The 26,778-nt window shown below is 63.2% G+C and carries 15 protein-coding genes; 12 read left to right on the top strand and 3 right to left on the bottom strand.

Annotated features, from left to right (window positions below; translation table 11 throughout):
* Positions 1–199: 199 nt before the first annotated feature.
* Positions 200–496 (top strand): hypothetical protein, encoded by a 297-nt coding sequence (locus tag M2497_RS12740; protein WP_248487814.1) that lies wholly within the window; start codon positions 200–202, stop codon positions 494–496.
* 1,044 nt (positions 497–1,540) lie between these two features.
* The gene (locus M2497_RS12745; protein WP_248487815.1) at positions 1,541–1,792 is read left to right on the top strand and encodes a helix-turn-helix transcriptional regulator; all 252 of its coding nucleotides are present in this window, start codon (positions 1,541–1,543) and stop codon (positions 1,790–1,792) included.
* A gap of 28 nt (positions 1,793–1,820) precedes the next feature.
* On the opposite strand, the gene M2497_RS12750 is transcribed toward M2497_RS12745, so the two are convergent.
* Positions 1,821–2,417 (bottom strand): prepilin-type N-terminal cleavage/methylation domain-containing protein, encoded by a 597-nt coding sequence (locus tag M2497_RS12750; RefSeq protein WP_248487816.1) that lies wholly within the window; start codon positions 2,415–2,417, stop codon positions 1,821–1,823.
* Entirely contained in the window at positions 2,414–2,866 is a 453-nt protein-coding gene (gene gspH, locus M2497_RS12755; RefSeq protein WP_058427242.1) for a type II secretion system minor pseudopilin GspH, read from the bottom strand. The genes M2497_RS12750 and gspH overlap by 4 nt, the downstream gene beginning before the upstream one ends.
* A gap of 93 nt (positions 2,867–2,959) precedes the next feature.
* Between gspH and M2497_RS12760 the strand changes: the two genes are divergently transcribed.
* Positions 2,960–3,391 carry a type II secretion system protein N gene (locus M2497_RS12760; protein WP_248487817.1) on the top strand — a complete coding sequence of 144 codons (432 nt, stop codon included), beginning with the start codon at positions 2,960–2,962 and terminating at the stop codon, positions 3,389–3,391.
* Here M2497_RS12760 and gspI read toward each other — a convergent pair.
* The gene (gspI, locus tag M2497_RS12765; protein ID WP_248487818.1) at positions 3,378–3,743 is read right to left on the bottom strand and encodes a type II secretion system minor pseudopilin GspI; all 366 of its coding nucleotides are present in this window, start codon (positions 3,741–3,743) and stop codon (positions 3,378–3,380) included. The genes M2497_RS12760 and gspI overlap by 14 nt on opposite strands.
* 148 nt (positions 3,744–3,891) lie before the next feature.
* Here gspI and gspG point away from each other — a divergent pair, with 148 nt between their 5' ends.
* The 9 genes from gspG (at position 3,892) to M2497_RS12810 (ending at position 26,727) form a co-directional block, all read left to right on the top strand.
* Positions 3,892–4,341, top strand: a complete 450-nt coding sequence (gene gspG / locus M2497_RS12770) for a type II secretion system major pseudopilin GspG (RefSeq protein WP_058427239.1) — start codon at positions 3,892–3,894, stop codon at positions 4,339–4,341.
* Between the two features lie 8 nt (positions 4,342–4,349).
* The gene (gspK, locus tag M2497_RS12775) at positions 4,350–5,219 is read left to right on the top strand and encodes a type II secretion system minor pseudopilin GspK (protein WP_248487819.1); all 870 of its coding nucleotides are present in this window, start codon (positions 4,350–4,352) and stop codon (positions 5,217–5,219) included.
* Positions 5,216–6,274: a type II secretion system protein GspL gene (gspL, locus tag M2497_RS12780; protein ID WP_248487820.1), complete on the top strand. Its 1,059-nt coding sequence runs from the start codon at positions 5,216–5,218 to the stop codon at positions 6,272–6,274. Before gspK ends, gspL begins: the two co-directional genes overlap by 4 nt.
* The gene (gspM, locus tag M2497_RS12785) at positions 6,267–6,779 is read left to right on the top strand and encodes a type II secretion system protein GspM (protein ID WP_248487821.1); all 513 of its coding nucleotides are present in this window, start codon (positions 6,267–6,269) and stop codon (positions 6,777–6,779) included. The genes gspL and gspM overlap by 8 nt, the downstream gene beginning before the upstream one ends.
* Positions 6,776–9,052 carry a type II secretion system secretin GspD gene (gspD, locus tag M2497_RS12790; protein ID WP_071495350.1) on the top strand — a complete coding sequence of 759 codons (2,277 nt, stop codon included), beginning with the start codon at positions 6,776–6,778 and terminating at the stop codon, positions 9,050–9,052. Before gspM ends, gspD begins: the two co-directional genes overlap by 4 nt.
* A gap of 721 nt (positions 9,053–9,773) precedes the next feature.
* On the top strand, positions 9,774–11,192 hold the full coding sequence (gene gspE / locus M2497_RS12795; protein WP_248487822.1) for a type II secretion system ATPase GspE: 1,419 nt from the start codon (positions 9,774–9,776) through the stop codon (positions 11,190–11,192).
* Positions 11,192–12,403 (top strand): type II secretion system inner membrane protein GspF, encoded by a 1,212-nt coding sequence (gene gspF / locus M2497_RS12800; protein WP_248487823.1) that lies wholly within the window; start codon positions 11,192–11,194, stop codon positions 12,401–12,403. Before gspE ends, gspF begins: the two co-directional genes overlap by 1 nt.
* 449 nt (positions 12,404–12,852) lie before the next feature.
* Positions 12,853–14,076, top strand: a complete 1,224-nt coding sequence (locus M2497_RS12805; RefSeq protein ID WP_248487824.1) for a substrate-binding domain-containing protein — start codon at positions 12,853–12,855, stop codon at positions 14,074–14,076.
* A 198-nt stretch (positions 14,077–14,274) separates the two neighbouring features.
* On the top strand, positions 14,275–26,727 hold the full coding sequence (locus tag M2497_RS12810; protein WP_248487825.1) for a filamentous haemagglutinin family protein: 12,453 nt from the start codon (positions 14,275–14,277) through the stop codon (positions 26,725–26,727).
* Positions 26,728–26,778 lie beyond the last annotated feature (51 nt).

A 26,778-nucleotide genomic window follows, 5' to 3' on the forward strand; every position in this document is an offset into this window, starting at 1 on the left:
GCTTATCGCTCTGGCAGTGCAGTTGTTTTAGGCAAAAATGCCCAAGGTTTTCCTGTCGTTCGAGTCGAAGGCGTAACCGGGACAAATGTAAATATTGGAGCGGGGATAAACAGTCAGCCAACAAATGTTTTTGTAATCAAAGGAACGAAAAGCCCTAGTATTGTTCCTACAAGTCCTAATCCTAAATTGGTGGAATAGTATGGATGTAATTCTTAGAAATCAAATAATTGTCGCATTGATGCAGGCGCTGTTAGGCGCAATTTCCCCTAATTTTAGAGCCGTTATAATTGATTTTTCGCAGGGGGTGGATGTAAGGTTTTTCTTGGTTGAAGATTTAATTGAAGATGTTGATGAAATCGATGATGTAATTACAGAGCTTGACTCGCTCGTAATGGCTATTAAGGCGCTGCCAATAAAGTACTGTATTGCTGTGGGAGAAGAAAGGATCAGCTTTTCTGGTGATAACGTGATTCCGATTTATATTAGGCGCGAGTAATTGGTGCAAATGGAATTTCAATTACGATTGAATCAAAGATTGCCGATCAAATGGGTAAACGGGGTCGAACGGAAAGCTCTATACAGTCTGTAATTGATCGGGTAAACGGGGTCAGACCCAGAGGGATCCTCATGGCGTCTTTAGTATGGACAGAAAAGAGATTTTAGGCGCTGTCGATGAGGCATGGCTCAAGAAAGGTAGTCCTGTAGTCGGGGATCCGGGTGCATATGTTGTCCCGATGGGCCGAGCGATTGGGACTTCGGGAGAAACGAGTATTAAAATTATTGTTCGGCCTGGGACCAGTCAGGACATTACCGCCTATACTGTTAAATAGAGAAGTTTTATATGTTGTGTCCAAGGTGTGAGCAGGGAGATATTGTCAAGGCTAAAGTTATAGCTGACGACAGTAGCTTGTTCGTATGTCAAGAGTGCGAGGCCTCATGGTTTTTATACGAAGATATTGGGGTCAGGGAATTTTTCGACTATGGGGCTTATATGGAAAGTGTAGGGCTGAAACCATTATGGAGTGAGTTGATAATTATTCCTGAGTAGTTGCAAAAGCCACAGCGGACTTTTACCGCCGGCTCGGCTTCAGCATATTTGGAGAACTCAAAGATTACCCGGTCACTGGATACAATCGGTTTTTTATGCAGAAAAGATTTGATCTCGACAAGCATAACGCTAGTCGTACTCAGCCTTGAGGCAATGACAGCAAAAACCTAAGCAAGGTGTGTTACCCGTGATCGATCGTCGCCATTCCTTTCCAGAAAAACACGCAGGACATGGTGCATGCCTTGACCCGCAGTACGCTGGAAGAAGCGGTGCAACGCCGATTGTTGTAATACGTGGTCAAGTCAGTTCAACCCGAACGTCGATCAGCCGTGACCGGCGTTCAGCTTCCTATCAAGTCGTAAGAATTGTTCCCGGTAATATGTAGGTCATTTCGTTTTATGCTTTTCCAGTCCTTCCAGACACCTGCTGTTTCATCCCTGCACTGTTTTATAGTTCACGGAGCAATCCACCACGGCAGGGAGCCGCCCCCTCATGCATACCCGGAAAAAATCCCCCCGGCGCCACAACCCACAACCCCCGACCCTTCATTCCGGCCATCGCCTGCGTCTGGTGCTCAACACCTACGGCATTCCGCCCACGGCCTTTGCCGAATGGATGCGCGTCAGCCCGCAGTGCCTCAACAATTGGTTTTCACGCGGGCTGCCGGTGGATCGCGTGGAGAAACTGGCGACAACCTTGAGCGTCAGCAAAGTGTGGCTTGAGACCGGCGAGCGCGGACTATGACAGTGGCGGGGCGGCCAATTCGCCGCCCCTACTTCAACGGTCCCACCACCTGCCGGTATTTTTCCACTCCCTGTGGCGTCTGCCGCACCAGGCTGATCTCCAGCCCCAGCGGGTCTTCGCGGCGATTGCCACTCAACTGCCGCCAGCCTTTGTCCACTTCCCATACGCGTACCTGCAGGTCACTGACGCCGGTCAGCACCACCACGCCGTCCTTTGCCGCCGGCAGCGGGTAGCGGTCCCGCGCGGGGGCGGCAGCGCGGTAGAGTGCGTCGCCCTTGAGCCACCAGCGCACCCGTTGCAGGCCATCGCCGGCCATTGGCGCGCTGCGGATCACGTCGAGGCGAAAGCCCTTGCTGTCGGAGCTGCGCACGGTCACGGCGGCCAGTCCCTCTGTTTGGGTGGTTTCCGGGGGCGTCAGTTCGACGCTGGCACGCAGGCTGATATCCCGTTGCATCTGGTTCAGCGCGCGCAGCAGCACTTCGGTTTGTTCGGTGCTTGCCTGCAAATGCTGATCGGCGCGGGTGACGCTGTCCAGCCCGCGCCAGGCGATCAGGCTGACCACCGCCATGAGCATGATCGCCACCATCACTTCGATCAGGGTGAAGCCTTGCTGTGCCGGCTTCATGGTTGGCTGACCACGCGCATCAAACCGGCGGCGTCGCGTTGCAGGCTGAGGCTGTGTTGGCCGTCGGACAGCACCACGCGCAGCGGTGGGTTGATCCATTCAGCGTTGAGCACCAGGGTTTGCCGGGGTTCGAGACTGATCTGCATCGGCGTGCTTTCCCACAGGCGTGGGCGCAACGGGTCGTCGTTTTTAAAGGTGTCGAGGCCTTGGCCGTCGTCCCGCTGGCGGTTGAAGCGAAAGCCCTTGGCATCCGCGCGCCAGGTGATGGGGCGGCCGTCGGCGTGGGCTTCGGCCTGGGCGACTTGCAGCAGTTGGCTCAGGCGCTCGGCATCCTTGCGCAACAGGTGCAGCGGGTCGGGCTTGATGGTGAGGCTGATGGCGGCGCTGGCGATGCCGATGATCACCAGCACCACCATCAGCTCGATCAGGGTGAAGCCTTGCTGTTTCATCGCGGGCTACCTGGAGAACTGGGGAGTGTGTGAAATAAAAGCGTGCGAATTGACCTGTAGGCTGGTGCGACGGACAAACAGGAGGTCCTCCCCATGACATTTGCCCCTCGTTTCACCCTGGCCCACGGTGTGCAGGCTGTGGGTGTGCTGGCCGCGCTGGCGGGTGTGGCGGTATGGACGCCGCTGCTACTCACCAGCGCCGAATCCCACACCCCGCAAGCCACGCCCCAGGCACTGGCGGCGCGCAGTGATAACCCGGCGCTGCAATGGTTTTCCAATGTGCCGACGGCGTTGCAGGTCAAGGTCACCGGCGTACTGGCGGGAGCGCGGGGCGCGGTGGCGATCCTCAGTCTGAATGACGGCCCGCCGCGCAGCTTTCTGCTGGGTGAACGGCTCAGCCCCGGTGTGCGGCTCACGGCCATTGAGGGCGACGGGGTGGAGATCGAGCGCGGCGGCGAGAAGCTGCGCGTCAACCTCGACAAGTTGCCGCCGGGGCCTGCGTTGCCGCTGCTCACTCGGCCATGACCTGGGTGTCCAGCCGCGCCAGGGGCGGCGCTTCGCGGCTGGCGTCGAGCACTTGCAGGTTGACCTGGAACAGGCGGCCGTCGGCGTTGATGGTCTGCTCGCAGCGCAGTTTCAGGCGGCCTTGATCGCAAGTGACGATCTGCTTGCCGCTGCGCAGGTGGCCTTCCAGGCGCAGTTCGGCGAGGCGACTCTGCGCCGCCAGCAACGCGATGGATTTGTCTCGCAGCAGGCCGTTGCTCTGGGTCATCAACCCGGCCACGCGCACGGCGGCGGCCATGGCCACGGCGATGATCGCCAGCGCCACCAGCACTTCGATCAGGGTAAAACCTTGCTCCTTGCGACGGCCGTACATGGCGCTCTCAAAGCCGGGAAACAGGCCCGCAGACTAGCGCCGGCAGTTGACCGATTGGCGACTGAAACTCCCGAGGATTTTCAATACGACTGACATGTGTTCTTGCAACACTGCGCCACGAATTGCACTCAAGCCAAGGAATGTCGAGATGGATATCGCGCGCCTAACGTCCCCATTGCCAGGCCCTCGCGGGCAGCGTGGCTTCACCCTGATCGAAATCATGGTGGTGGTGGTCATCCTCGGGATCCTCGCCGCGATGGTGGTGCCCAAGGTCCTGGATCGCCCGGACCAGGCGCGGGCCACGGCGGCCAAACAGGACATCGGCGGGTTGATGCAGGCGCTGAAGCTCTATCGCCTCGATCACGGCACGTACCCGAGCATGAACCAGGGCCTCAAGGTGTTGGTGGAGCGCCCGGCGGACGCCAAGAACAGCAACTGGCGCGCCTACCTGGACCGCCTGCCCAACGACCCATGGGGCCACCCTTATCACTACCTCAACCCGGGCGCCAATGGTGAGGTGGACGTGTTCTCCCTCGGCGCCGACGGCCAACCGGATGGCGATGGCGTGAATGCCGATATCGGCTCCTGGCAGCTCTAAGGCCCGCCATGAAACGGTATTCGCCCCCAGTGGCGAAGCAGCGCGGCATGGCGATTATCAGCGCCTTGCTGATCGCAGCAGTGGTGGCGGTACTGGCCGGCGCCATGCTTACGCGCCAGACCGTATTTACCCGCAGCCTCGAAGCCGAACAGCTGCGCATCCAGGGCCAATGGTTGTTGCAGGGCGGCCTGGAGCGCAGCCGACAGCTGCTCTGGGACGCGCGCCAGAAGGACGTGCTGACCCGTCTTGATCAACCCTGGGCGCGGGCCCAAGGGGGGGCATTCGAGGGGCGGATCGAGGACGAACAGGGCAAGTTCAACCTGCGCAACCTGGTCAGCCGCGAGCAGGTGGACACTGAGCAATTGCAGAGCTTCGAACGGCTGTGCCGCCTGATCGGTGTCGACCCGACGGTGAGTCGGCGCATCAGTCAGCGGGTGATCGCATCTTATGAACCACCCGCCAAATACCCGATGCTGCGCAGCCTGGATGAGTTGAGCGGGATCGAAGGCCTCGACCCCCTCGTGCTGCAGCGCATGCAGGCCTATATCAGCGTGCTGCCGGGCCCGACCTGGGTCAACGGCAACACCGCCAGCGCCGAAGTGCTCAGTGCAGTGGTGCCTCAGCTCAGCCTGGCCCAAGCCCATGGGTTGGTGGCCGAGCGTGACAGCGGGCAGTGGTTTATCAACCGGGGTGACTTCGTCAACCGCCTGCACTTGCCGCAAGTGGCGGTGGATTCGGTGCAGGTGGGCATTACCAGCGAGTGGTTCCGCGTGCAGGGCCAGGCGCGGCGCGAGCAGCGGCGAGTCACCCTTGACGCCTTGTTGCACCGCCCTGAAGACCGCCAGCCACGGGTGATCTGGTCGCGGGTGGGCGTATGAAACGCTTGCGCATTGGCTTGCCGCCGCTGGATCAATTGAGCGCGCAGAGCCAGGTCCGGTTTGCCTGGGTGGAGCGTGGCGCGGTCATTGAAGAGGGCGACGCCAGCCTGGCGCAGTTGGGCCAGTTGCGCCAGGCGGCGGACTGCTTCCTGCATCCACGGGACAGCCTGCTGACCAGCCTGGAGCTGCCGCCATTACCCGCGGCGAAGACCGCTGCCGCCGTGGCTTGTGCCGCCCAGGCGTTGATCCTCGGCGCGGTTGAGCAGATGCAGGTCGCCCACGGCCCGCGTGAAAGCGATGGCCGCGTGCAGGTGGCCTGGGTACCCAAAGCCGGGCTGGAGCGGTTGGCGCAGTTGCCACTCAAGCTGCGCGGCCTGTACCCGGCACCCTATGCGCTACCGGTGGGCGCGGCAGTGTTGGATAACGGCTACCTGCTGACCCGTGACAGCCTGCAACAAGGCACGGTGCACCCGCTGGGGTTGCAGGCGCTGGACCTGCCATTGGTGGATGCGGCGCAGCGTTGGAGCGGGCCGGTGCCCACATGGGGCTTGCATGGTCGCCTCACACAGCCCTCGACCGGCGGATGGGGCAGGGCACTGGCCTGCGTGGCGCTGGCCATCGCCATCTGGACCCTGGGCCTCAACCTGTACGCTGCACGCCAGGTGGAGCAAGGCCAGCGACTCAAGGCGCTGATGAGCCAGCAGGTGCGCCAGGCGTTTCCGGCGTTGCCGGTAGTGCTCAACCCCTTGCAACAGGCCCGCCAGCAATTGGCCGCACGCCAGACCGGCGCGGCCGCCGACCCGGGCCAACGCTTCCCGGGCCTGCTGCAACTGGTGGGCAGCAACCTGCCGTTCATGGTCGGCAGTGTCGACAGCCTGACGTTTGAACAGGGGCGCTTGCGTGTCGAGCTGCTCGCCGACAGCCGTAACCCGACCGTCGAAGGTGAATGGCAGGCGGCGTTGGCCCAGGCCGGTTTCAGCGCCAGCCGCGATGGCCAGGCCTGGACCATTGCTCCCGCGCAAGCCGCAGAAAAAACCGGAGCCGGCGATGAATAAAGTCCAGCGACTGCGCAGCCAGGCCCGGGTGTTCTGGAACGGCCTGGCCCTGCGCGAAAAACGCATGCTCGGCGGCGCCGGGCTGGTCCTGGCCAGCCTGTTGACCTGGCTGGTGCTGGTGCAGCCCGCGTTGAAGAAGATCGATTACTGGCAAGCCGAGACCCCCAAGCTGCGCGCCCAGGCCGCAGCCTTGCAGGTGTTGTTGCAGGACGTCGCCGCGCCCAGGCCGGGTGACGAGGCCACATTGCGCCAGGCGCTGGACAGCGCCGGGCTGCAAGGGCATTACCAGTTGCAGGCGCTCGAACCCGGCGGTTGGCGCCTGACCTTCGACAACGCCCCGGCCGATGCGGTGGTGGGCTGGCTGTTGGGCAATGCCCGTTTGTTTTCCCTGGAGGTGTCCGAGGCGCGTTTGCAGCGCGTGCTCGATACCGTCGACAACTCGGCCGGCACTCTGTCCGGGACCGTTCGCATGGATCAGGCGCTTGGCGCTAAGGAAGCTTCATGAAGTGGTCAGTCCCCCCTTTCCGTATGGTTGCGCCGCTGCTGGTGCTGGCCCTGAGTGCGTGCAGCAGCCAGGACGCGTCCAAGCCGTTGCTGGTGGACAGCGAACTCGGCCAACCCCTGGCGGACACCCGTCGCAGTGGCGAGACTGTTCTCGACCGCCAGAGCCAACCCGCGCCCAAAGCGCCGGTACAGCACCGCGTCACCAACAGTGCTCGCGGCCATGCCCCGGCAACCGTCAAGGCCCGCAACCCGCTGGGTGACCAACCGGTGCAGCTCAACTTTGTCGACGCCGACATCCAGGCGGTGGTGCGTGCACTGTCCCGTGCCACCGGCCAGCAGTTCCTGGTGGACCCACGGGTAAAGGGTAACCTCACCCTGGTCAGCGAAGGCCAGGTACCGGCGCATCAGGCCTACGACATGCTGCTGGCGGCGTTGCGCATGCAGGGCTTCAGCGTGGTCGATGTGGGCGGCGTCGCCCAGGTGGTGCCCGAGGCCGATGCCAAGCTGCTCGGCGGGCCGATCTACAGTGCCGGCAGCAGCGGCATGCAGACCCGCACCTTCCGTCTGCAATACGAAAACGCCGTCAACCTGATCCCGGTGCTGCGGCCCATCGTGTCGCCGAACAACCCGATCAATGCCTACCCCGGCAACAACAGCATTGTGATCACCGACTACGCGGAAAACCTGGCGCGGGTGGCGCAGATCATCAACGGTATCGACACCCCGAGTGCTATCGACACCGACGTGGTGATGGTGCAGAACGGCATCGCCGTGGACATCGCCGCCATGGTCTCCGAGCTGCTGGACACCCAGGGCGCCGACCAGACCCAGAAGATCAACGTGATCGGCGATCCGCGCTCCAACTCGATCATCATCCGCTCCGGCAGCCCGGAGCGGACGGAACTGGCGCGCAACCTGATCTACAAACTCGACAACGCCCAGAGCAACCCCAGCAACATGCATGTGGTGTACCTGCGCAACGCCCAGGCGGGCAAGTTGGCCCAGTCACTGCGTGGCTTGCTCACCGGCGAGAGTGATTCCGGCGTGAGCGACGATGCCCGTGGCAAGCTCAGCGCCATGGGCGGCAATGGCAAGAACACCGCCCAAGGCGCGAGCAACGCGCAAAACAGCAGCGGCACCCCCACCGGCAGCGGCGTGCAGTCGGGTTATGGCCAGGCCACCGGTTCGACCACCGGCACCAACGGCACCGCCAAGGATCAGGACACCGCGTTCAGCGCCGGCGGCGTGACGATCCAGGCTGACGCCACCACCAACACCCTGCTGATCTCCGCGCCGGACCCGCTGTACCGCAACCTGCGCGAAGTCATCGACATGCTCGACCAGCGTCGCGCCCAAGTGGTGATCGAAAGCCTGATCGTGGAGGTCGGCGAAGACGACGCCACCGAATTCGGCGTGCAGTGGCAGGCCGGCAACCTGGGGGGCAAGGGTGGGTTTGGTGGCGTGAACCTGGGCGGCAGCGGGGTGAACAGCGCGCCGACCAGCAAGACCAGCATCGATGTATTGCCCAAGGGCCTCAACGTGGGCCTGGTCAACGGCACCGTGGACATTCCCGGCATCGGCAAGGTACTCGACCTTAAGGTGTTGGCCCGTGCGTTGAAGAGCAAGGGCGGCACCAACATATTGTCCACGCCCAACCTGCTGACCCTGGACAACGAAGCGGCGAGTATTTTTGTGGGGCAGACCATTCCGTTTGTCACCGGCAGTTATGTGACCGGCGGCGGAGGCACCAGCAACAACCCGTTCCAGACGGTGCAGCGTGAAGAGGTGGGGCTCAAGTTGAACGTGCGGCCGCAGATTTCCGAGGGCGGTACGGTGAAACTGGATATCTACCAGGAGGTCAGCACGGTGGATGCGCGGGCGTCGGTGGAGGCGGGCACGGTGACCAACAAGCGGGCGATCGATACCAGTATTTTGCTGGATGACGGGCAGATCATGGTGCTCGGCGGGTTGCTGCAGGATGGGTACAGCCAGAGCAATGATGCGGTGCCGTGGTTGTCGGATATTCCGGGGTTGGGGGCGTTGTTTCGCAATGAGAAGCGCAGTGTGAACAAGACCAACCTGATGGTGTTTTTGCGGCCGTACATTATTCGGGACAGTGGGGCGGGGCGCAGTATTACGTTGAATCGGTATGAGTTTATGCGCAGGGCGCAAGGGGGGTTGCAGCCGGAGCATAGTTGGGCGATGCCGGATGTGCAGGCGCCGCAGTTGCCTTCTGTGGACAAGGCGATTCCTGGTTCTGGGGGGAGACGGTGATTGAGTACATATCCGTTGCTGCGGTAACGGCTACTTATGGTTCCGCCCTTACGGCGGGTCACTTTTGGAAGGACCGGGAGCCGGCCCAGCCAAAAGTAACCAAAAGGTCCTCGCCCCACCACTCGGCACCTCGCCTAGGCTCGGTGTGCCCTCACTCCGGCTTGAATCCGTGGGCCGCCGCAATGGGCCATCCATGGCCCAGTGCGGCTAACCCGGCGTCCTGCCGGGTTACCCACGCATTCAAGCCTGCGTTCGGCCAGCGTGGTTTTACGGGGCGCCGAAGAGCAAGAGCGACTCGCTTCGCATCGTGGATACGTTTTTTGTTTTGTGTTGCCGCCCTACTGTGGCGAGCGGGCTTGCCCCGCGTTGGGCTGCGAAGCAGCCCTAAAACCAGTGAGAGCACCGCGTTCATTCTGGCTTTCCGCGTCATCTTTAACGACCATCGCGGGCAAGCCCGGCTCCTACAGGGTAACGCGCACGCCTCAACAATCCGGTCGGCTACCAGGCCGCCGCGCTCTGCTTTTGATTGTGATCTTGATCTTAGCCGCCCAAATCACTGTCGAATTACGGGCACACCGAGCCTAAGCGAGGTGCCGAGTGTTGGGGCAAGAGCGTTTTGCTTACTTTTGCGCTCTTCAAAAGTGAGCCGCCGTAAGGGCGGAACCATAAGCCGCCGTTACCCAAAAAACGGATATGTACACCCACCCAAAGGGCAACCCCAATGAGCCTATTGCCCTACGCCTGGGCCAAATCCCAACGCATCCTCCTGCGCCCCACCGAAGCAGGCCACCTGCTGACGGTGTGCCCCTCAACCCCCGGCTGGTCCATCAGCGAAGTCCACCGCCAGTTCGGCCAGGCCCAGCTCGAACAGGTACGCGACGACGAACTCGACGGCCTGCTCACCGCCGCCTACGCCGACACCGGCAGCGCCGCCGCCGTGGTGGGCGCCGCCGAAAACGAGGTCGACCTCGACCGCCTGATGCAAGACATGCCCGAAGTCACCGACCTGCTCGACACCCAGGACGGCGCCCCGGTGATCCGCATGATCAACGCCTTGCTCACCCAGGCCGCCCGCGACGAAGCCAGCGACATCCATATCGAACCCTACGAAACCCATTCCGTGGTGCGCTACCGCGTCGACGGCACCCTGCGTGACGTTGTTTCGCCGCGCAAGGCTCTGCATGGCGCACTGGTGTCGCGCATCAAGATCATGGCCCAACTCGATATCGCCGAAAAACGCCTGCCCCAGGACGGGCGCATTGCCCTGCGCGTCGCCGGGCGTCCGATCGACATTCGCGTGTCCACGGTGCCCACCGGCCATGGCGAACGCGTCGTCATGCGCCTGCTGGACAAACAAGCCGGGCGCCTGCAGTTGGAGACCCTGGGCATGGAGCCGCAGCTGCTCGCGCGCCTGGATACGCTGATCCGCCAGCCCCACGGCATCGTGCTGGTCACCGGGCCTACCGGCAGTGGCAAGACCACCAGCCTGTACGCCGCCCTGGCGCGGCTGGATGCGAGTACCAGCAACATCCTTACCGTGGAAGACCCGGTGGAGTACGACCTGCCGGGCATCAGCCAGATCCAGGTCAACGCCAAGATCGACATGACCTTCGGCCTGGCCCTGCGCGCGATCCTGCGCCAGGACCCGGACATCATCATGATCGGCGAAATCCGTGACCTGGAGACCGCACAAATCGCCGTGCAGGCTTCGCTCACCGGTCACTTGGTGCTGGCGACCTTGCACACCAACGACGCGGTGTCGGCGGTCAACCGCCTGATCGATATGGGGGTGGAGCCGTTCTTGCTGGCGTCGTCCCTGCTGGGGGTGTTGGCCCAGCGCCTGGTAAGGCGCCTGTGCCCGCACTGCAAGCAGGAAGACCCCGCTGCGCCCGGCACCTGGCGCCCGGTGGGCTGCGCGCAGTGCAACCAGGTCGGCTACAGCGGGCGTACCGGTATCCATGAGTTGTTCTGTGTCGACGACGCGGTGCGCAGCCTGATCCACGAGGGTGCCAACGAGCAGGACCTGCGCCTGGCCGCGCGCCGCGCCGGGATGTTGAGCATGCGTGAAGACGGTGAACGCTGGGTGCGCAGCGCTGCCACCGCCCCCGAAGAAATCCTGCGTGTGACACGGGACGCCTGATGAATCGCTATCGCTACGAGGCCGCCGATGCCAGCGGCAAAGTCGAGGCCGGGCATGTGGAGGCTGACAGCCAGAGCGCAGCCTTTGCCAACCTGCGCAGTCGCGGTTTGACCGCGTTGTTGGTGCAGATCGAAGGCAATCAGCTGGCCGCGACGGGCAGCAGCCTGTTCAGCGCCAAGCTGTCGGACAACGACCTGGCCTGGGCCACGCGGCAACTGGCTAGCCTGCTGGGCGCAAGCCTGCCGTTGGAAGCCGCGCTGAGTGCCACGGTGGAGCAGGCCGAGAAAAAGCATATCGCCCAGACCCTGGCAGCCGTGCGCGCCGATGTGCGTGGCGGCATGCGCCTGGCGGATGCGTTGGCGGCGCGACCTCGGGATTTTCCGTCGATCTACCGCGCGCTGATCGCGGCGGGGGAGGAGTCCGGTGACCTGGCCCAGGTGATGGAGCGTTTGGCTGACTACATCGAGGAACGCAACAACCTGCGTGGCAAGATCCTCACCGCGTTTATCTACCCCGGCGTGGTGGGGCTGGTGTCCATCGGCATTGTGATTTTCTTGCTGAGCTATGTGGTGCCCCAGGTGGTCAGCGCGTTCTCCCAGGCACGCCAGGACCTGCCGGGGCTGACCCTGGCGATGCTCAACGCGAGTGACTTCATCCGCGCCTGGGGCTGGCTGTGTTTTGCCGGGATCGTCGGCGGGTTCTGGAGCTGGCGCCTGTACCTGCGCAATCCCGTGGCGCGCCTGAATTGGCACAGCCGTGTGCTGCGCCTGCCATTGATCGGGCGTTTTGTACTGGGGTTGAACACGGCACGATTCGCCTCGACCCTGGCGATCCTCGGCGGTGCCGGCGTGCCGTTGCTGCGTGCCCTGGAGGCCGCGCGGCAAACCTTGTCCAACGACCGGCTCGACCAATGCGTCAGCGATGCCACCGCCAAGGTGCGCGAAGGCGTCAACCTGGCCCCGGCGCTGGCGGTGGAAAAGGTCTTCCCGCCGGTGCTGATCCACCTGATCGCCAGCGGCGAGAAAACCGGCTCGCTGCCACCGATGCTGGAGCGGGCGGCGCAGACGCTGTCGCGGGATATCGAACGGCGTGCCATGGGCATGACCGCCTTGCTGGAGCCGCTGATGATCGTGGTGATGGGGGCCGTGGTGCTGGTGATCGTCATGGCGGTGCTGTTGCCGATCATCGAGATCAACCAACTCGTCACCTGACTGTGGGAGGGGGCTTGCCCCCGATTGCGCAGAGTCAGTCACTACATCTTTGGCTGACCCACTGCAATCGGGGGCAAGCCCCCTCCCACATTTGAACTGTGTTTATTCAATGGGTTTTTGTGCGCACCTGATGCTGCCCCGTCCAACCTCGGGTTCCTCATTCCGTCACATCCCGACAGCCCATGCCGCCTCCAGCCAAACGCGCTGAAACCTCGCTGTCACCTGCGTCCAAAGCGCTCGGAATCATGACCAAAACACCCGAGAATCTTTTTAAAAATCAAGGTGTTCCTCCCGAGGTTTTTTCCTACAAACGTCATCGGAAACTGCGAATTTCTCTCCCATGGTTTTCACCCCTGGCCACCCCCGCAAGACGGCTTGGGACCGAAGCCATGGCGTCATGCAAGAGCCATCTACCCCAAACGTACAAACACGACGAAAGGAGATTCTTCATGTTTAAGCGCAACGTTCTCGCGGTATCCATGACCCTCGCTGCACTGTGCTCGGCCCAGGCTGCAATGGCTGACATCAACGGCGGCGGCGCCACTCTGCCAGAACCGCTGTACAAGACTGCTGGCGTACTGACTGCCGGTTTTGCCGAGTACATCGGTGTCGGCAGCGGCAATGGCAAGTCAGCTTTCCTGAACAACGACTACACCAAGTTCGTCGCCGGTGTGACCAACAAGAACGTGCATTGGGCCGGCAGCGATTCCAAACTTTCCGCCGCTGAACTGCTCGCTTATCAAAACACCAAGCAAGCCGGTTGGGGCAAGCTGATCCAGGTACCTTCGGTGGCCACTTCGGTTGCCATTCCTTTCAACAAGACCGGTGCCGGTAACGTCAACCTGACCGTTGACCAACTCTGCGGCGTCTACTCGGGTCGTCTGACTACCTGGGACCAGATCACCCCAGGCCTTACCGGTACCATCCAAGTGGCTTACCGTAAAGGCGCCAGCGGCACGACCGAGCTGTTCACCCGTTTCCTCAATGCCAAGTGCAACCCGACATTGGAAAACGGTACTTTCGCCGTGACCCAGACTTTCGAAAGCAGCTTCTCCCGTGGCCTGCCAGCGGGTGCAATCAACCCTCTGCAAGAAGTCAACCCAGCCAGCACTACCACGCCTAAAGAAACCTTCAAGGACACCAGTGAAGGTGTGATGGGCTTGCTGAACAACGCTCAGAACCGCATCACCTACATGAGCCCGGACTGGGCTGCAACCAGCGTCGCCGGCCTGGGTGACGCAACCAAAGTCGCCACGATCGGTGGTGTTTCGCCTGCACCTGCCAACGTTTCGGCCGCGATCAACGCGATCCAGCCGCCAGCCGTCGCCAGCCGTGGCGACCAGAACGTCTGGGTGCCTGTGTTCGCAGCGACTACCAACCCCAACGACGCCAGCGTCGTGCAATACCCAAGCACCGGCTACCCAATCCTGGGCTTCACTAACCTGATCTTCAGCCAGTGCTATGCCAACGCTGATCAAACCACCCAAGTGCGTGCGTTCTTCTCCAAGCACTACGGCGCTTTGTCCAACAACGACACGGCGATCACCAACAACCGCTTCGTACCGCTGCCAGCCAGCTGGAAAACCGCTGTGCGTGACACCTTCGTCACCGCGTCCAACGGTTTGAGCATCGGCAACACCTCTGTTTGCAACCAAATCGGTCGTCCGCTGTAACCCACGTTTCAACGACCCGCGACACCGATCAGCAACGGCCTGTGCCGTTGCTGATTTTTTTGCGTTAACAGCCCCATGTGAACTTTCCATGACAGAAGTTCAGTCCCGTGCCTCGACAACCGCCTACTCCTCATACGTGAGCCTGTCTTGCTGCCTGTGCGCAGACAAATGTGTGATGACAAAGAAGGAAGACTCCAGATGGTCCGCTGCAAATCACCGGTTAACCTGAAAGCCCAAGAGACTATCCTGCGCCTGAAGCCACTGGCCCACGCCATCGCCTTGTTGATGGTGGCAGGCAATGCCCAGGCGGCCACGGCGTTCAGTTCCAGCTGGTTTGCCGACAAAGGCGCGACCCAGGCGGCGACGGCGGCACGGATCAGCGCAGGTCAGGTACCGGGGATTCCGTCGCTGAACGAACAGGCCCGGGTCAACCAGCAGTTGGCGCGTTCCATCAGCACACTGAACACCAGTGTCGCGGCCATTGCTGCGCAACAGGCGGCGCAGGCAGCTGGGCGCCAAGCGGCGTTGGGCCAGGTCTCGACCATTCCCGATGGCTTGGGCAAGGGCGGCCTGCAGGTCGATAACAGCCTGACCCAGGGCTGGATCAACGCCAAGAACCCGACCCAGAGCCAGTCCGGCGGCAAGACCACCGTGACCATCGAGCAAACCGCCGACAAGGCGATCCTCAACTGGGAGACCTTCAACGTCGGGCGCAACACCACCGTGGATTTCCAGCAACAGTCCAATTGGGCCGTGCTCAACCGTGTCAATGATCCCGATTCGCGCCCCAGCGAGATCCAGGGGCAGATCCAGGGCGCCGGCACCGTGATGATCGTGAACCGCAACGGTGTGGTGTTCAGCGGTACCAGCCAGGTCAATGTGCGCAACCTGGTGGCCGCGGCGGCGAACATCACCGATGAACAGTTCACCCAGCGCGGTATCTATGTGGATGCCAATGGCACCCAGGCGACCTTCACCGATGCGGCAGGCAAGGTCCAGGTGCAGCGCGGTGCGTTGATCCAGACCCATAAGGCTGCGACCTCCACTGACGCCGGTGGTTATGCGTTGCTGCTCGGTTCGGAGGTGGAAAACGCCGGTACCATCATCACCGCCAAAGGCCAGACCACGCTGGCAGCCGGTGACAGCTTTTACATCCGCAAGGGCGTCGGGACTGCCGGCAATGATCGGTCCACCACCCGTGGCAATGAAGTCGCCACCAGCCTCAAGGCCGGCAGCACGGCCGGCAAGGTCACCAACGAGGGGCTGATCATGGCCTCTACGGGTGACATCACCCTTACGGGTCATCAGGTGCAACAGAACGGCGTAGCCCTGGCCAGTACCTCGGTGGACACGCGCGGCACGATCCATCTGCTGAACTCGGCAACCGATCAAACCGGCAGCGTGACCCTGGGCGAGGGCAGCACCACCGCGATCTTGCTGGACGCCAGCGGCAGCACAGCCCTCAACAGCCAGAAGGGGGCCGGCCTGGAAAAATTCGATGGCCTGGCCGCCAACCTGATCACGGGCCAGTTCAACAACCTCAGCGCGGTGGCCGACCGTACCGACCAGTCGCGTATCGAAATCGTCAGCGGCGGCACCGTGGACTTCCAGAAAGGCTCGATCACCCTGGCCACCGGCGGCCAAGTCGCGGTTAGCGCCACCGGTCGCAGCCTGGTGCGCGATGGCGCGATGATCGACGTGTCCGGTGCCATTGGCGTCAAGGTGTCGATGGACGCCAATAACATCAAGATCAACGTGCAGGGCAACGAGCAGCGCGATGCACCGGTCAACCGCGATGGCGGGCAACTGATCAACAATGATGTCTGGGTCGACTTGCGTGAACTGGTCTTCGTACCGGCAGGCACCAATGGTTATGCGACAGACCGCTGGTACACCGCGGGTGGCTTGCTTGAAGTCGGCGGTTACCTCGGCACACAGGGTCATTCGGTGGGCGAATGGATGGCCCAGGGCGGCACCGTGACCTTTACCGGCAAGGAGGCGGTGACCCAACAGGGTGCGCAGATCAACCTGTCCGGCGGCACCGTGGATGTGCAGGCCGGGTATGTGCGTCAGACCTGGCTCAAGGGGCCAGATGGGCGGTTGTACGAACTGTCGACGGCACCAGGCGACATTCTCTATTCGGGGCTCTACAAAGGTTATGAAGACACCAGCACGCGCTGGGGCCAGACCGACTACTACTACAACCCGATGATCGCCACGCAACGCCGTTACGAGAACGGTTACACCGTGGGCCGCGATGCCGGCAAGCTGGTCATCGGTACGAGCAGCGCGGTGCTCGAAGGCCAGGTGATCAGCGATGTGTTCCAGGGCGATCGCCAGACCCAGGCGCCGAATATCAACCTGGACGGTTACCAGCAGTCCCAGAAGGCCAAAGCCCAGCGTGCACAGTTGATCATTGGCCAATACATCCCGATCTACAACAAGGCCACCGGCACCCTGCGCTACGCCCTCAGTGGTACCACCGACCAGGTGCTGATCGACAGCAACACGCAGAAAATCGCAGACGGCCTTGACCTCACTGCCGCATTGCCGGCGGACCGCCAAGGCAAGTTGGTACTCGACAGTGACCAGCTCAATGGCTTCCAGCTGGGGGCGATCAAGGTCGGCGCCAAGCAGCAGATCACCGTCAACGGCGCGCTGAAAGTGGCCGATGGCGGCGACATCACCCTGTTCGGGCCGGGTGTTGCCATCAACGCCAACCTCACGGCCCATGGCGGCAGTATCAACGCTGGCAACATTCTCACCCAGGTTGACCGCGACAAAGGCAACGCGGTGGGGGACGTGATCCTGGCGGGCAGCGGGCGGCTTGACGTGGCCTCCGGGGTCAAGCTGGAGGCCGGCGGACGCTGGAATAACCTCGCGCTGGACCCCGCCAACCGTGAAGGTGTGGCGTATATCAATGGCGGCAAAGTGTCGCTGCGCAGCACCAACGTGGTCAACCTCGCTGCCGGTAGCCTGGTGGATGTGTCCTCGGGCGCCACGGTTGGCGAAGACGGCAAGCTCAGTGGTGGCAAGGGCGGCGACGTGAAGCTCGGCGGCCTCGGCAGCCTCGGCCTGGGCGGCGAGGTGCGTGGCTATGGCGTCAACGGCGGTGGCACCCTGGCGTTGCAGGCGCACAAGGTGTTGATCGGCACAGGTGCGGTAGATGCCGACACCCTGCAGTTGGGCGGCGACTTTTTCAACAAGGGGTTCTCGGCGTATGACATCACCGGTAATGAAGGGCTGATCGTCGCGAACGGTACCCAGGTCGATGTGAACATGCCGGTCTACCATGTGGGCGAGCAGGCCACCGGCGCGCCGACCGGCAGCGATGCGGCAAGTGCGCTCGAACGCTGGACCCCGCCGCTGTACCAGGAGGACGCCACCAAGGGCGTGCTGACCCAGCGCCGTGGCGCGAGCTTGAGCCTGAGCGCCGGCCATACGCTGTCGACGGCCGCGCAGATGGCGACGACGGCACTGACCGTGGGCCAGGGGGCGGTGATCAACGTCGATCCCGGCCAGGCGATCAACCTGCAGAGCATCGGCCAGCTCACCCTGGACGGCACGCTCAACGCGTGGGGCGGCAGCGTCAGCCTCAAGGGCTTGACCACGGCGGACTCGGAAAAAGTCGAGGCGATCGGCCATGGGCGTTCGATCTGGATCGGCGAACACGCGCTGATCGATGTGGCTGGCCGTGCCGTGACGGCTGTGGACAATCGCGGCGGCATTTATGGCCAGGTGCGCAACGGCGGGACGATCACGGTAGGGGGCGACATTGACCCCACCACCGGGGTTGCCAAGACCAGCAACCTGTTCGTGGTCGTGCGTGAGGGCGCGCGCCTGGATGCTTCCGGCACCCAGGCGTTGCTGGATGTGCCAGGCCAGGGGCGCACGACGGTGGCAAGCAACGGTGGCACCCTCGCTTTTGCGTCCAGCAACGGCCTGTACCTGGATGGCAGCTTCAAGGCTAATGCAGGTGGTGCCGGTGCGGCCGGCGGGCGTCTGGCATTGGCGCTGGAGGCACCGTATTACCTGCGCAGCCTGGCCACCAACCGAGTGTTACCGGTGCGCGAGCTGGTTCTGAGCCAGCAGTACCAGGCGCAAGCGCTGCCAGGCAGTGCCGAAGCGGCGGCCGATGCGTTGACCTACGGTCATGCCCGGCTTGGCGTCGACCAGGTGACGGCGGGCGGCTTTGATAGCCTGGCCCTGTTGGTCAATGGCGCGCTGAACATGGCGGGTGACGTTTCGCTGGCCATGGGCCAGAGCCTGGAGGTGTACTCACAAGGCATAGGGTTGGCGAAGAACGCGCCCGTGACCGCCCAGGTTCATCTTGCGGCGCCCCATGTGGTACTCAGCGGCATGCTCGCGCCAGATCGGACCGGCATGGAGAGTTACATCACGCCGTACCTGGGTGACCCGGTATCGACTGTTCCGGGGCAGGGCCGGTTCACGGTTGACAGCGATCTGCTGGATATTCGCGACAAAGTCACGTTTGCCCTCAACCAGGGCTTTGACCGGGTCAATCTCAACAGCCGTGGCGATCTGCGTTTTCTCGCCGGACGCGATGGCGGCGTCACCCCCAATGGCTTCAGTACGGTCTTGCAGTCTGGCGGTGACCTGACCTTGCGGGCCTCACGTATCTACCCCGGCAGCGAAATCGCCGCGCAAGTGCTGGTGGGCCTCACCGGCAGCACGGCCACCGGTTTATTGTTCGATCCCGCGCGTACCCTCACCCTGGAAAAAAACGGCGACGCCAGCGTGGTCGCTCCGTATTCGATTTTCGGTCGCCTGCAATTGGGCGCAGCGACCATCAAGCAGGGCGGCGTGTTGCAGGCCCCGTTGGGTCTGATCGAAATCGGCAACCAGGGCAGCACCCGTGTCGAACTGCTGCCCGGCAGCCTGACGTCCGTGAGCGGCAAGGGGTTGGTGCTGCCGTACGGCGGAACCGTGGACGGCCAGGTCTACCGTTACAACGGTAAGACCGTGAACTTCATCGGCCAGGGCGGCGTGCGCAATGGCAACGGCGACCTGACGGTCGGCGTGATCCTGGGCGGCAAGTCGGTGGCGGTACTGCCCGACGCTACCCTGGATTTGTCCGGCGGCGGTGAGCTGCTGGGGGCCGGGTTTATTTCCGGCCGGGGGGGCTCTACGGATGCGCGCTATAACCCACTGGTGCAGTTCGGCGCCAACGGCGGGTTTGTGCTGCCGGGATTGAGCACCAACCCGGTGTACGCCATCGTGCCGGGCGCGCAGCCAGGGTATGCGCCCGTGGCCGCCGAGGGCGGTGCGGTAGCACCTTTGGTCGGCCAGCAGATCACCATCGGCGCGGGTGTGCCGGGACTGCCGGCCGGCACCTATACCTTGATGCCGTCCACCTATGCCCTGATGCCCGGCGCCTTCCGGGTCGAGATCAATGGCCTGGCGGGGACCGGCAGCGGTGCCGGTGTCATTGCGATGCGCAACGGCTCATGGTCCACCGCCGGGCAGCTGTCGATCATCAACACCGGGATCCGTAACAGCCAGGTCAGCCAAGTGATCATCACGTCGGCCGATACCTTGCGCCGTTATTCCCAGTACAACGAAATGAGTTATGCCCAATTCGCCGTCGGGGATGCGGCCAAGCTCGGTGTGCCACGGGCGCTGATGCCGGTGGACGCCAAAACGCTCAAGCTGGCCCTGGATGCCGGCGGCGGCAGTGACACCTTTTCGTTCAAGGGCATTGGCCGGTTCGAAGCAGCCCCGGGTGGCTATGGCGGCACGGTTGCGGTCACCAGCAGGGTGCCCAACGGCGCAATACAGATTGTCGACGCCAACAGCCCGTTGACCGAAGCGTTCAGCGGTGTGACGGTGGATGCGCAAAGTCTCAACGCCATGGGTGCCAAGCGTTTGCTGGTGGGCGGTTTGTCGATGGTGCTGTATGGGCAGAGTGGCAACAACGTCGGATTTGCCACCAGCATGGCCGGGACCATCACCCTGCGTTCAGGCGCGAATCTGGTGGCGCCGGAAGTGATGATGGTTTCGCGCAATGGCGATATCGTGGTTGAGCAAGGCGCCTCCATCAATACCCTCGGCCAGGGCGCGGCGTCTTATGATTCACGCGATGGCTTTGTCTACAGCAGCGCGCCCAACATGCTCGTGGTCTCCAACGGCTTGATCAATGTGCTGCCGTATCCGGAAACGGCCGGCAGGGGCGGCGGCATCCGGATCGGTGCTTGCGTCACGAGCCCTTGCAGTGGGCAGACTGCGTTGTATTCCGAAGGCAGTATCGTGATCTCGACCACCCAGGCCCTGGAGCTGAATGACCAGGTGCGCTACGGCACTCGCCACCTCGCACTGGCCTTGAGCAACATCAACGTCGGCAGCGTCGAGGCCCTGGCCGATGCCGCCGCACGCAACGTGTTGCCGGCGGGCTTGACCCTCAACCAGCAGGTGATCAACCGCTTGCTGCGCGGTGATACCCAGTCTGGCGCACCGGCCCTGGAAACCCTGCAATTGTCGGCGGCCCAGGCATTCAACTTCTACGGCACCACGACGCTGGACACGTATGATGCACAGACCGGCAAGTCGCTGCTGAACAACTTGTTGCTGTCCACGCCGGCGATCTACGGCGCCGGCAATGCCAATGACGTGGCGACAATCCACACCGCCAACCTGATCTGGCAGGGCGCCGAGGCGCCTCCCGGCGCCGTGGTTGCCGGCGGTGCCGGCACCGGCAGTGGGCGCCTGGATATCAATGCCGAGCGCATCGAGTTCGGCTACGGCGCCTTTGCCCAGCCCAGCACCACCAAGACTTTCGACCGCCTGGCCCTGGGCTTTGCCAACGTCAACCTGAATGCCAGTGACCGCATTACGGCCAACTACAAGGGCAGCTTGTCGGTATACCGGAACCTGACCGGCTACGACCCGGTCAAGGGCTTCCAGTACAGCGGCGGCAACCTCAATATCCTCACACCACTGATGACCGGTGAAGCCGGCTCGGTCAACCGTATCACTGCCGGCGGCGCCATTGATGTCGCCGCCGCCGCCGGTGCGCGGGGGACCGCCAATGGCATGGGCGCCGAGCTGTCCCTGCAAGGCGACAGTGTGCGAGTAGCCAGCGCCGTGGTATTGCCCAGCGGCAAGGTCAAGCTCGGCGCACGGGGCGACGTGGTACTGACGGACGGCGCATTGATCGACGTCGCCGGACGCTCGGTGGTCTTCAACGACCTCACTCAATACGGCTGGGGGGGCGAGGTATTGCTCGACAGCCGCAGCGGCAATGTTTTGCAGGCGGCGGGTTCGACCATCGACCTGTCGGCCAAACATAACCAGGCCGGCAAACTGCGTGCGGTTGCCGTTGATGCGGCAGGCGGTATTGTCGACCTGCAAGGCCGCGTTCTCGGCAGCAGCACCGGCTACTACGACGCCGGCGGCACCTTGATGCCTTATACGGCGGGCAGCGTGGAAATCCAGGCACAACGCCTGGGCGGCAATGGTTCGCTGGACCAACAGTTTGCCGACCTCAACCAGCGTCTCAATGCCGGCCAGGTGTTCGGTGCGCGCAGCTTCCAGCTCAAACAGGGCGACCTGACCATCGGCGAGGGGCTCAAGGCGGGCATCATCAACGTCTCGGTCGACAACGGCAGCCTGCGGGTCACTGGCCTGGTGGACGCCAGCGGCGAACGCGTCGGCAGTATCAGCCTGGCCGGCAAGAACGGCCTGACCCTCGCGGGCAGTGCGGTGCTGGATGCCCACGGCAGCAAGTTGCGGGTGGACAGCTACGGCAAGATCATCGATTCGCCGAACCGGGCCATGGTGGCGCTGAGTTCCGGTAACGGCGTGTTGACCCTGGCCGAAGGCGCGCGCATCGACCTGCGCCACGGCACCGCAGCCATTCGCGGCAACGATGGGCGCAATCGCGGCACCCTGGAGCTCAACGCACCGCGCCTGGCCGGGGCCGGCGGCGTCATCAACGACATCGCCATCGACGCCCATGGCCGCGTGGACATTCAAGGTGCTCGCGCGATCACCCTCAATGGCATGGCCACCTATGACGATGCGCCCGAGAAAACCGATCCAACCGCCAGCGGCAAACCGTACCAGCAAATCACCCAGGATTATCTGAACGACAAACATAGACTGAGCACGGACTTTATCAACGCGGCGCTGCTCAACAACAACCTGCTGCAAAACAAGCTCGCCGGCTTGAATAACGACACCTACGGCGACACCTTCCACCTGCGTCCCGGTGTGGAAATCGTCAGCAAGACGCCAGACGGCGACCTGGTGGTGCAGGGTGACCTGGACCTGTCCGGCTATCGCTACGCCAGCCTCAAGTCGCCGACCCATGAAAAGACCGAGGCCGGCAGCCTGACCTTGCGCGCGGGGGGCGACCTGAGCATCTACGGCAGTATCAACGATGGCTTTGCGCTGCCGCCGGAGACTGTAGACGACAAGGGCTGGGTGCTGTTGCCGGGGGTTGACTTCACCGGTGGCGATATCGTAGTGCCGGGGCAGGGCGTAAGCCTGGCAATCGGCACGGCCTTCCCGGCGGGTGTGGTGCTCAACTACGACCTGCCGATCGCCGACATCGGCGTGAGCGCAGGCACCCGTTTGCCGGTGCGCGCCACCCTCAGACAGGACCTGGTGCTGCCAGCCGGCACCGTGCTGGCGGCGGCGGTATTCGACAGCACGGGCAACGTGCTGTTTGCCGCTGGTACCTTGCTGAGCCAGGCGCAGACCCTGGTCAGCGGGTCGCAACTGGACGCCGGCAGTGTGTTGACCCAGAACACTTTGTTGAAGGCGATGACCTGGCCCAAGGGCGTGCCGCTGCCGCAGAATTTCCAGGCGCCTGGCCCCACCCAGAACGTGGTGACCCTGGCCCGCGATTTGTTGTTGCCCAAGGGTGCACTGATTCCTTCCGGTACCAACGTCAAGTTGCTCAACGATGCGACATCGGTCGAGTTGCGTCCCGAAGTGGCGGGGCGCCAGGGCCAGAACTGGGCCATTGCACCGATGCTGGCCGAGGGTTCGCAGTCGTGGTCGCTGCGGCTGGTGGCGGGCGCCGACACCGAGGCGGCCGACAGTCGTCTGTTGCAACCTCATCCCACAACCGGTGACCTGCGCCTGGCGGACAGTCACTACGGCATGTTCGCCAAGGAGCTGCCGTCCCAGGTCGTGCAAACGTGGTCTGCGGCCGGGGTCGAGCTGCTGGCGAGCCTGGGCAAGGACGTCAAGGTGGGTGACCCGATCGAACAGTCGCTGCTCGATGAGCTGGGCGGCGGTCCGATCGCCGATTTCTGTGCGGGTTCGCCGGAATACTGCGCGGTGAAGCCATCGTTTGTCTGGACCGCCCAGGCGGTGGCGGACCTGGCCGAGTACGGCCTGACGGAAGGCGCGCCGATTACCGATGCATTCCTGGCGCAATTTAACACCACCACCACGCAGTTCTGTGCGGATAACCCCGCTTACTGCCTTTCCCAATCGGTCAAGGAGTTCGGTGCAAGCCCCGCCGCGACGCGCTTCAGTGTGATCCGCACAGGCACCGGCGATCTGGAGTTGTTGAGCGCCGGCAACCTGAGCATGGACTCGCTGTACGGGGTGTACACCGCCGGCACCTCGTCTGCCGCCACCTTCGCGGGCGACCCGTACAACCAGCCCAAGTCCAACGGCCGGGGCAAGACCGTGCTGAACGACGAGGGCAGCTATTTCGAGCAATTCGTCAACGCCAGCCCCACCAGCCTGTACCGCGCCTGGTATCCGCAAGCGGGCGGCAACCTGAACGTGAAGGTGGGTGGCAACCTGACAGGCAATATCCTCAACGTCACGGCTTCCGCGCCTGGTCGGCCAAACCCTCTGGATACCGGCTACGATTCGGCCAGTGTCGGCAACTGGTTGTGGCGCCAGGGCAGCGGCACTGTCGATACGGGCGGGGCAGCGCAGCCCACGGCCTGGTGGATCAATTTCGGCAGTTACACCGCGACCGCCACAGCTGACCAACTGGTGGGCTTTACCGGTTTCGGCACCTTGGGCGGTGGCGACGTGGATGTACGGGTAGGCGGTGACGCCGGGATGCTTCGCTCGCTGGCCGGCAATGCCATGGCGGCCAATGCCAACCCACGCAGCCAGGGCTTGGTGCTGGCGGTCGGCAGCACCGGGCGGGTGGCCAGTGATGGCAGCCTGCAACTCACCGGTGGTGGTGACCTGCGGGTGCATATCGGCGGGGCGCTTAACCCTGAAAGCCAGCTTGATAGCAGCAGCTTGAACGGCACACTGGTGGACCTGCGCGGTAACGCTCAACTGCTGGGCGGCGCCTCGGGCCGGATAGAGTTGCAGTACGGCATTGCCAATACCGACCACAGCCCGGGTGAAGTGCGGGCGTTCGACGCGTTGCAGGCCACCCGGGGGCTGACGCGCGGCGGCATGGTGCTGGTGCCGGGTGATGCGACGTTCAGCCTGGCGACCCTGGGCGACCTGGCGTTGCAGAGCGTGATCGACCCCGGCCGGGTATTGCTGCCCAACAGTTCGTCATTTGTCCGCGGGCAGGAACACGGCCCAGGCACCAGTTGGTTCTCGCTGTGGACCGGGCAAACGGCGATCGACCTGTTTTCCGCCGGCGGCAACCTGTCGCCCAATTCCACGGGGCTGGCCTCTGACCTGGCGGTGGTCTATCCGTCGATCTTGCGTGCGACGGCCGCCAGCGGCAGCCTGTACTACGGCAAGGCGGGTAGCTCTTCCTTGACGGACAACGATTACAAATTCCCGTTGTTGCTTGCTCCGGGCGTGAACGGCCAGTTGCAGTTGCTTGCCCATGATTCGATCTATGCCGGCGGCACGTTCGTGAGCCAATCGGCAGCTGATCCAGCGATCATGGCCACGCCTTGGCAACCGGCATTTGTCGGCAGGCTCGGTACCGACATCAAGCCTGTCGCCAGCAACCTCTCGCCAAACGGCAGTTCCGACAACGTCCCGCTTCTACCACTGTTTGTGTTTGGTTCCGCCAGCGCGTCGACCAGCGGTTATGCTCCGGCCTCCGCTGCGCGTTTCTACGCATTGACCGGTGACCTGGTGGGTGTCAGCAGTGGGCGGATCATCTCGTTTGGGGTCAACCCCGGCGATCTGCATCAAGGGCAGACCTGGTACGAGGGCGGTGGTGCCGTGTGGATGATGGCAGGCCGGGATATTGTCAGCAGTGGCAGCCTGTTTGACCGAATCAGCGGTTACCAGAGAGAAACGTCCATGGGCAACCTGTTTGTCCACAACAGCCCCACCGATATCTCCATCGTGTCTGCCGGGCGCGACATCCTCTACAGCAACTTCCAGGTCGCCGGGCCGGGCGCGTTGGAGCTGACGGCCGGGCGCAATATCCAGATGGACGACAAAGTCAGCGTCACCAGCCTTGGCCCCGTAGCCTCGGGCGATAACCGCCCCGGCGCGAGCATTGTCATGCAAGCCGGCGTCGGCCCCGACGGCCCGGATTACCGTCGCTTCGTCGAGGCCTACCTGGACCCTGTGAACCTGGCGCAGCCGGGTGAGTCGATCCAGAGCGGCAAGGTCGCCAAGACCTACGAGAACGAACTGGTCGGCTGGCTCGCCGAGCGCTTTGGTTTTGTCGGCGGCACCGAGCAGGCGCGCACTTACTACGCGGCGCTCCCCGCCGAGCAACAACGGGTGTTCGCCCGCGACGTTTACTTCGCCGAGCTCAAGGCCGCTGGCCGTGAGTACAACAGCGCTGGCAGCGTGCGCCAGGGCAGCTACCTGCGTGGCCGCGTAGCGATTGCGGCGCTGTTCCCGGACAAGGACGTGGCCGGCAACCCGATCACCTACAAAGGCGACATCACGATGTTCGGTGGCGCGGGCGTACACACCAACTTCGGCGGTTCGATCCAGATGCTCACCCCGGGCGGCAGCCAGACCTTCGGTATCGAAGGCGCGGCGCCACCGTCGACGGCGGGGGTGATCACCCAGGGCGCGGGGGATATCCAGCTGTATTCCCTGGGCAGCATCCTGCTGGGTCAGAGCCGCATCATGACCACCTTCGGCGGCTCGATCATGGGCTGGACCAGCGAAGGCGACATCAACGCCGGGCGCGGTTCCAAGACCACCGTGGTGTACACGCCGCCCAAGCGTGTCTATGACAATTGGGGCAACGTCGGCCTGTCGCCGTCGGTGCCGAGTACCGGTGCGGGGATCGCCACGCTCAACCCAATCCCGGAAGTGCCGGCGGGGGACATCGACCTGATCGCGCCGCTGGGCACCATCGACGCCGGCGAGGCGGGGATCCGTGTGTCCGGCAACGTCAACATTGCCGCCTTGCGCGTGGTGAACGCGGCGAACATCCAGACCCAGGGCAAGTCGTCCGGGGTGCCGGTGGCCGCCAGCGTCAACACCGGCGCCATGAGCTCGGCCAGCGCGGCCGGGGCGGCGGCGTCCCAGGCGGCGGAAGACGCGGCGCGCAGCCAGCAGGCGGCCGCGAAGCAGGGCAGGCCGTCGATCATGACTGTGGAAGTGTTGAGCCTGGGCAACGAACCGTTGCCGCAAGAGCCTGCGCCGGCGCAGAAAACCTCCGGCTACAACCCCAACAGCCCGGTGCAGGTGCTGGGCGCAGGGCCGCTGAGCGAACAGGCGCGAGCGCGGCTGACGGATGAGGAGCGCAAGCAGATCAGTTTGTAAGGCTGTGGAAAGGACCTCTCGATGTACCGTTCGGGGCGATCAATGATCGCC

Source organism: Pseudomonas sp. CYM-20-01, from assembly GCF_023169845.1.
In the GTDB taxonomy this organism is placed as follows: domain Bacteria; phylum Pseudomonadota; class Gammaproteobacteria; order Pseudomonadales; family Pseudomonadaceae; genus Aquipseudomonas; species Aquipseudomonas azotoformans.

Bases quoted from the DNA above. Each gene is read 5' to 3' on its own strand.
- M2497_RS12740 (WP_248487814.1), top strand. From the start codon at position 200: ATGGATGTAATTCTTAGAAATCAAATAATTGTCGCATTGATGCAGGCG.
- M2497_RS12745 (WP_248487815.1), top strand. From the start codon at position 1,541: ATGCATACCCGGAAAAAATCCCCCCGGCGCCACAACCCACAACCCCCG.
- M2497_RS12750 (WP_248487816.1), bottom strand. From the start codon at position 2,417: ATGAAGCCGGCACAGCAAGGCTTCACCCTGATCGAAGTGATGGTGGCG.
- gspH (WP_058427242.1), bottom strand. From the start codon at position 2,866: ATGAAACAGCAAGGCTTCACCCTGATCGAGCTGATGGTGGTGCTGGTG.
- M2497_RS12760 (WP_248487817.1), top strand. From the start codon at position 2,960: ATGACATTTGCCCCTCGTTTCACCCTGGCCCACGGTGTGCAGGCTGTG.
- gspI (WP_248487818.1), bottom strand. From the start codon at position 3,743: ATGTACGGCCGTCGCAAGGAGCAAGGTTTTACCCTGATCGAAGTGCTG.
- gspG (WP_058427239.1), top strand. From the start codon at position 3,892: ATGGATATCGCGCGCCTAACGTCCCCATTGCCAGGCCCTCGCGGGCAG.
- gspK (WP_248487819.1), top strand. From the start codon at position 4,350: ATGAAACGGTATTCGCCCCCAGTGGCGAAGCAGCGCGGCATGGCGATT.
- gspL (WP_248487820.1), top strand. From the start codon at position 5,216: ATGAAACGCTTGCGCATTGGCTTGCCGCCGCTGGATCAATTGAGCGCG.
- gspM (WP_248487821.1), top strand. From the start codon at position 6,267: ATGAATAAAGTCCAGCGACTGCGCAGCCAGGCCCGGGTGTTCTGGAAC.
- gspD (WP_071495350.1), top strand. From the start codon at position 6,776: ATGAAGTGGTCAGTCCCCCCTTTCCGTATGGTTGCGCCGCTGCTGGTG.
- gspE (WP_248487822.1), top strand. From the start codon at position 9,774: ATGAGCCTATTGCCCTACGCCTGGGCCAAATCCCAACGCATCCTCCTG.
- gspF (WP_248487823.1), top strand. From the start codon at position 11,192: ATGAATCGCTATCGCTACGAGGCCGCCGATGCCAGCGGCAAAGTCGAG.
- M2497_RS12805 (WP_248487824.1), top strand. From the start codon at position 12,853: ATGTTTAAGCGCAACGTTCTCGCGGTATCCATGACCCTCGCTGCACTG.
- M2497_RS12810 (WP_248487825.1), top strand. From the start codon at position 14,275: ATGGTCCGCTGCAAATCACCGGTTAACCTGAAAGCCCAAGAGACTATC.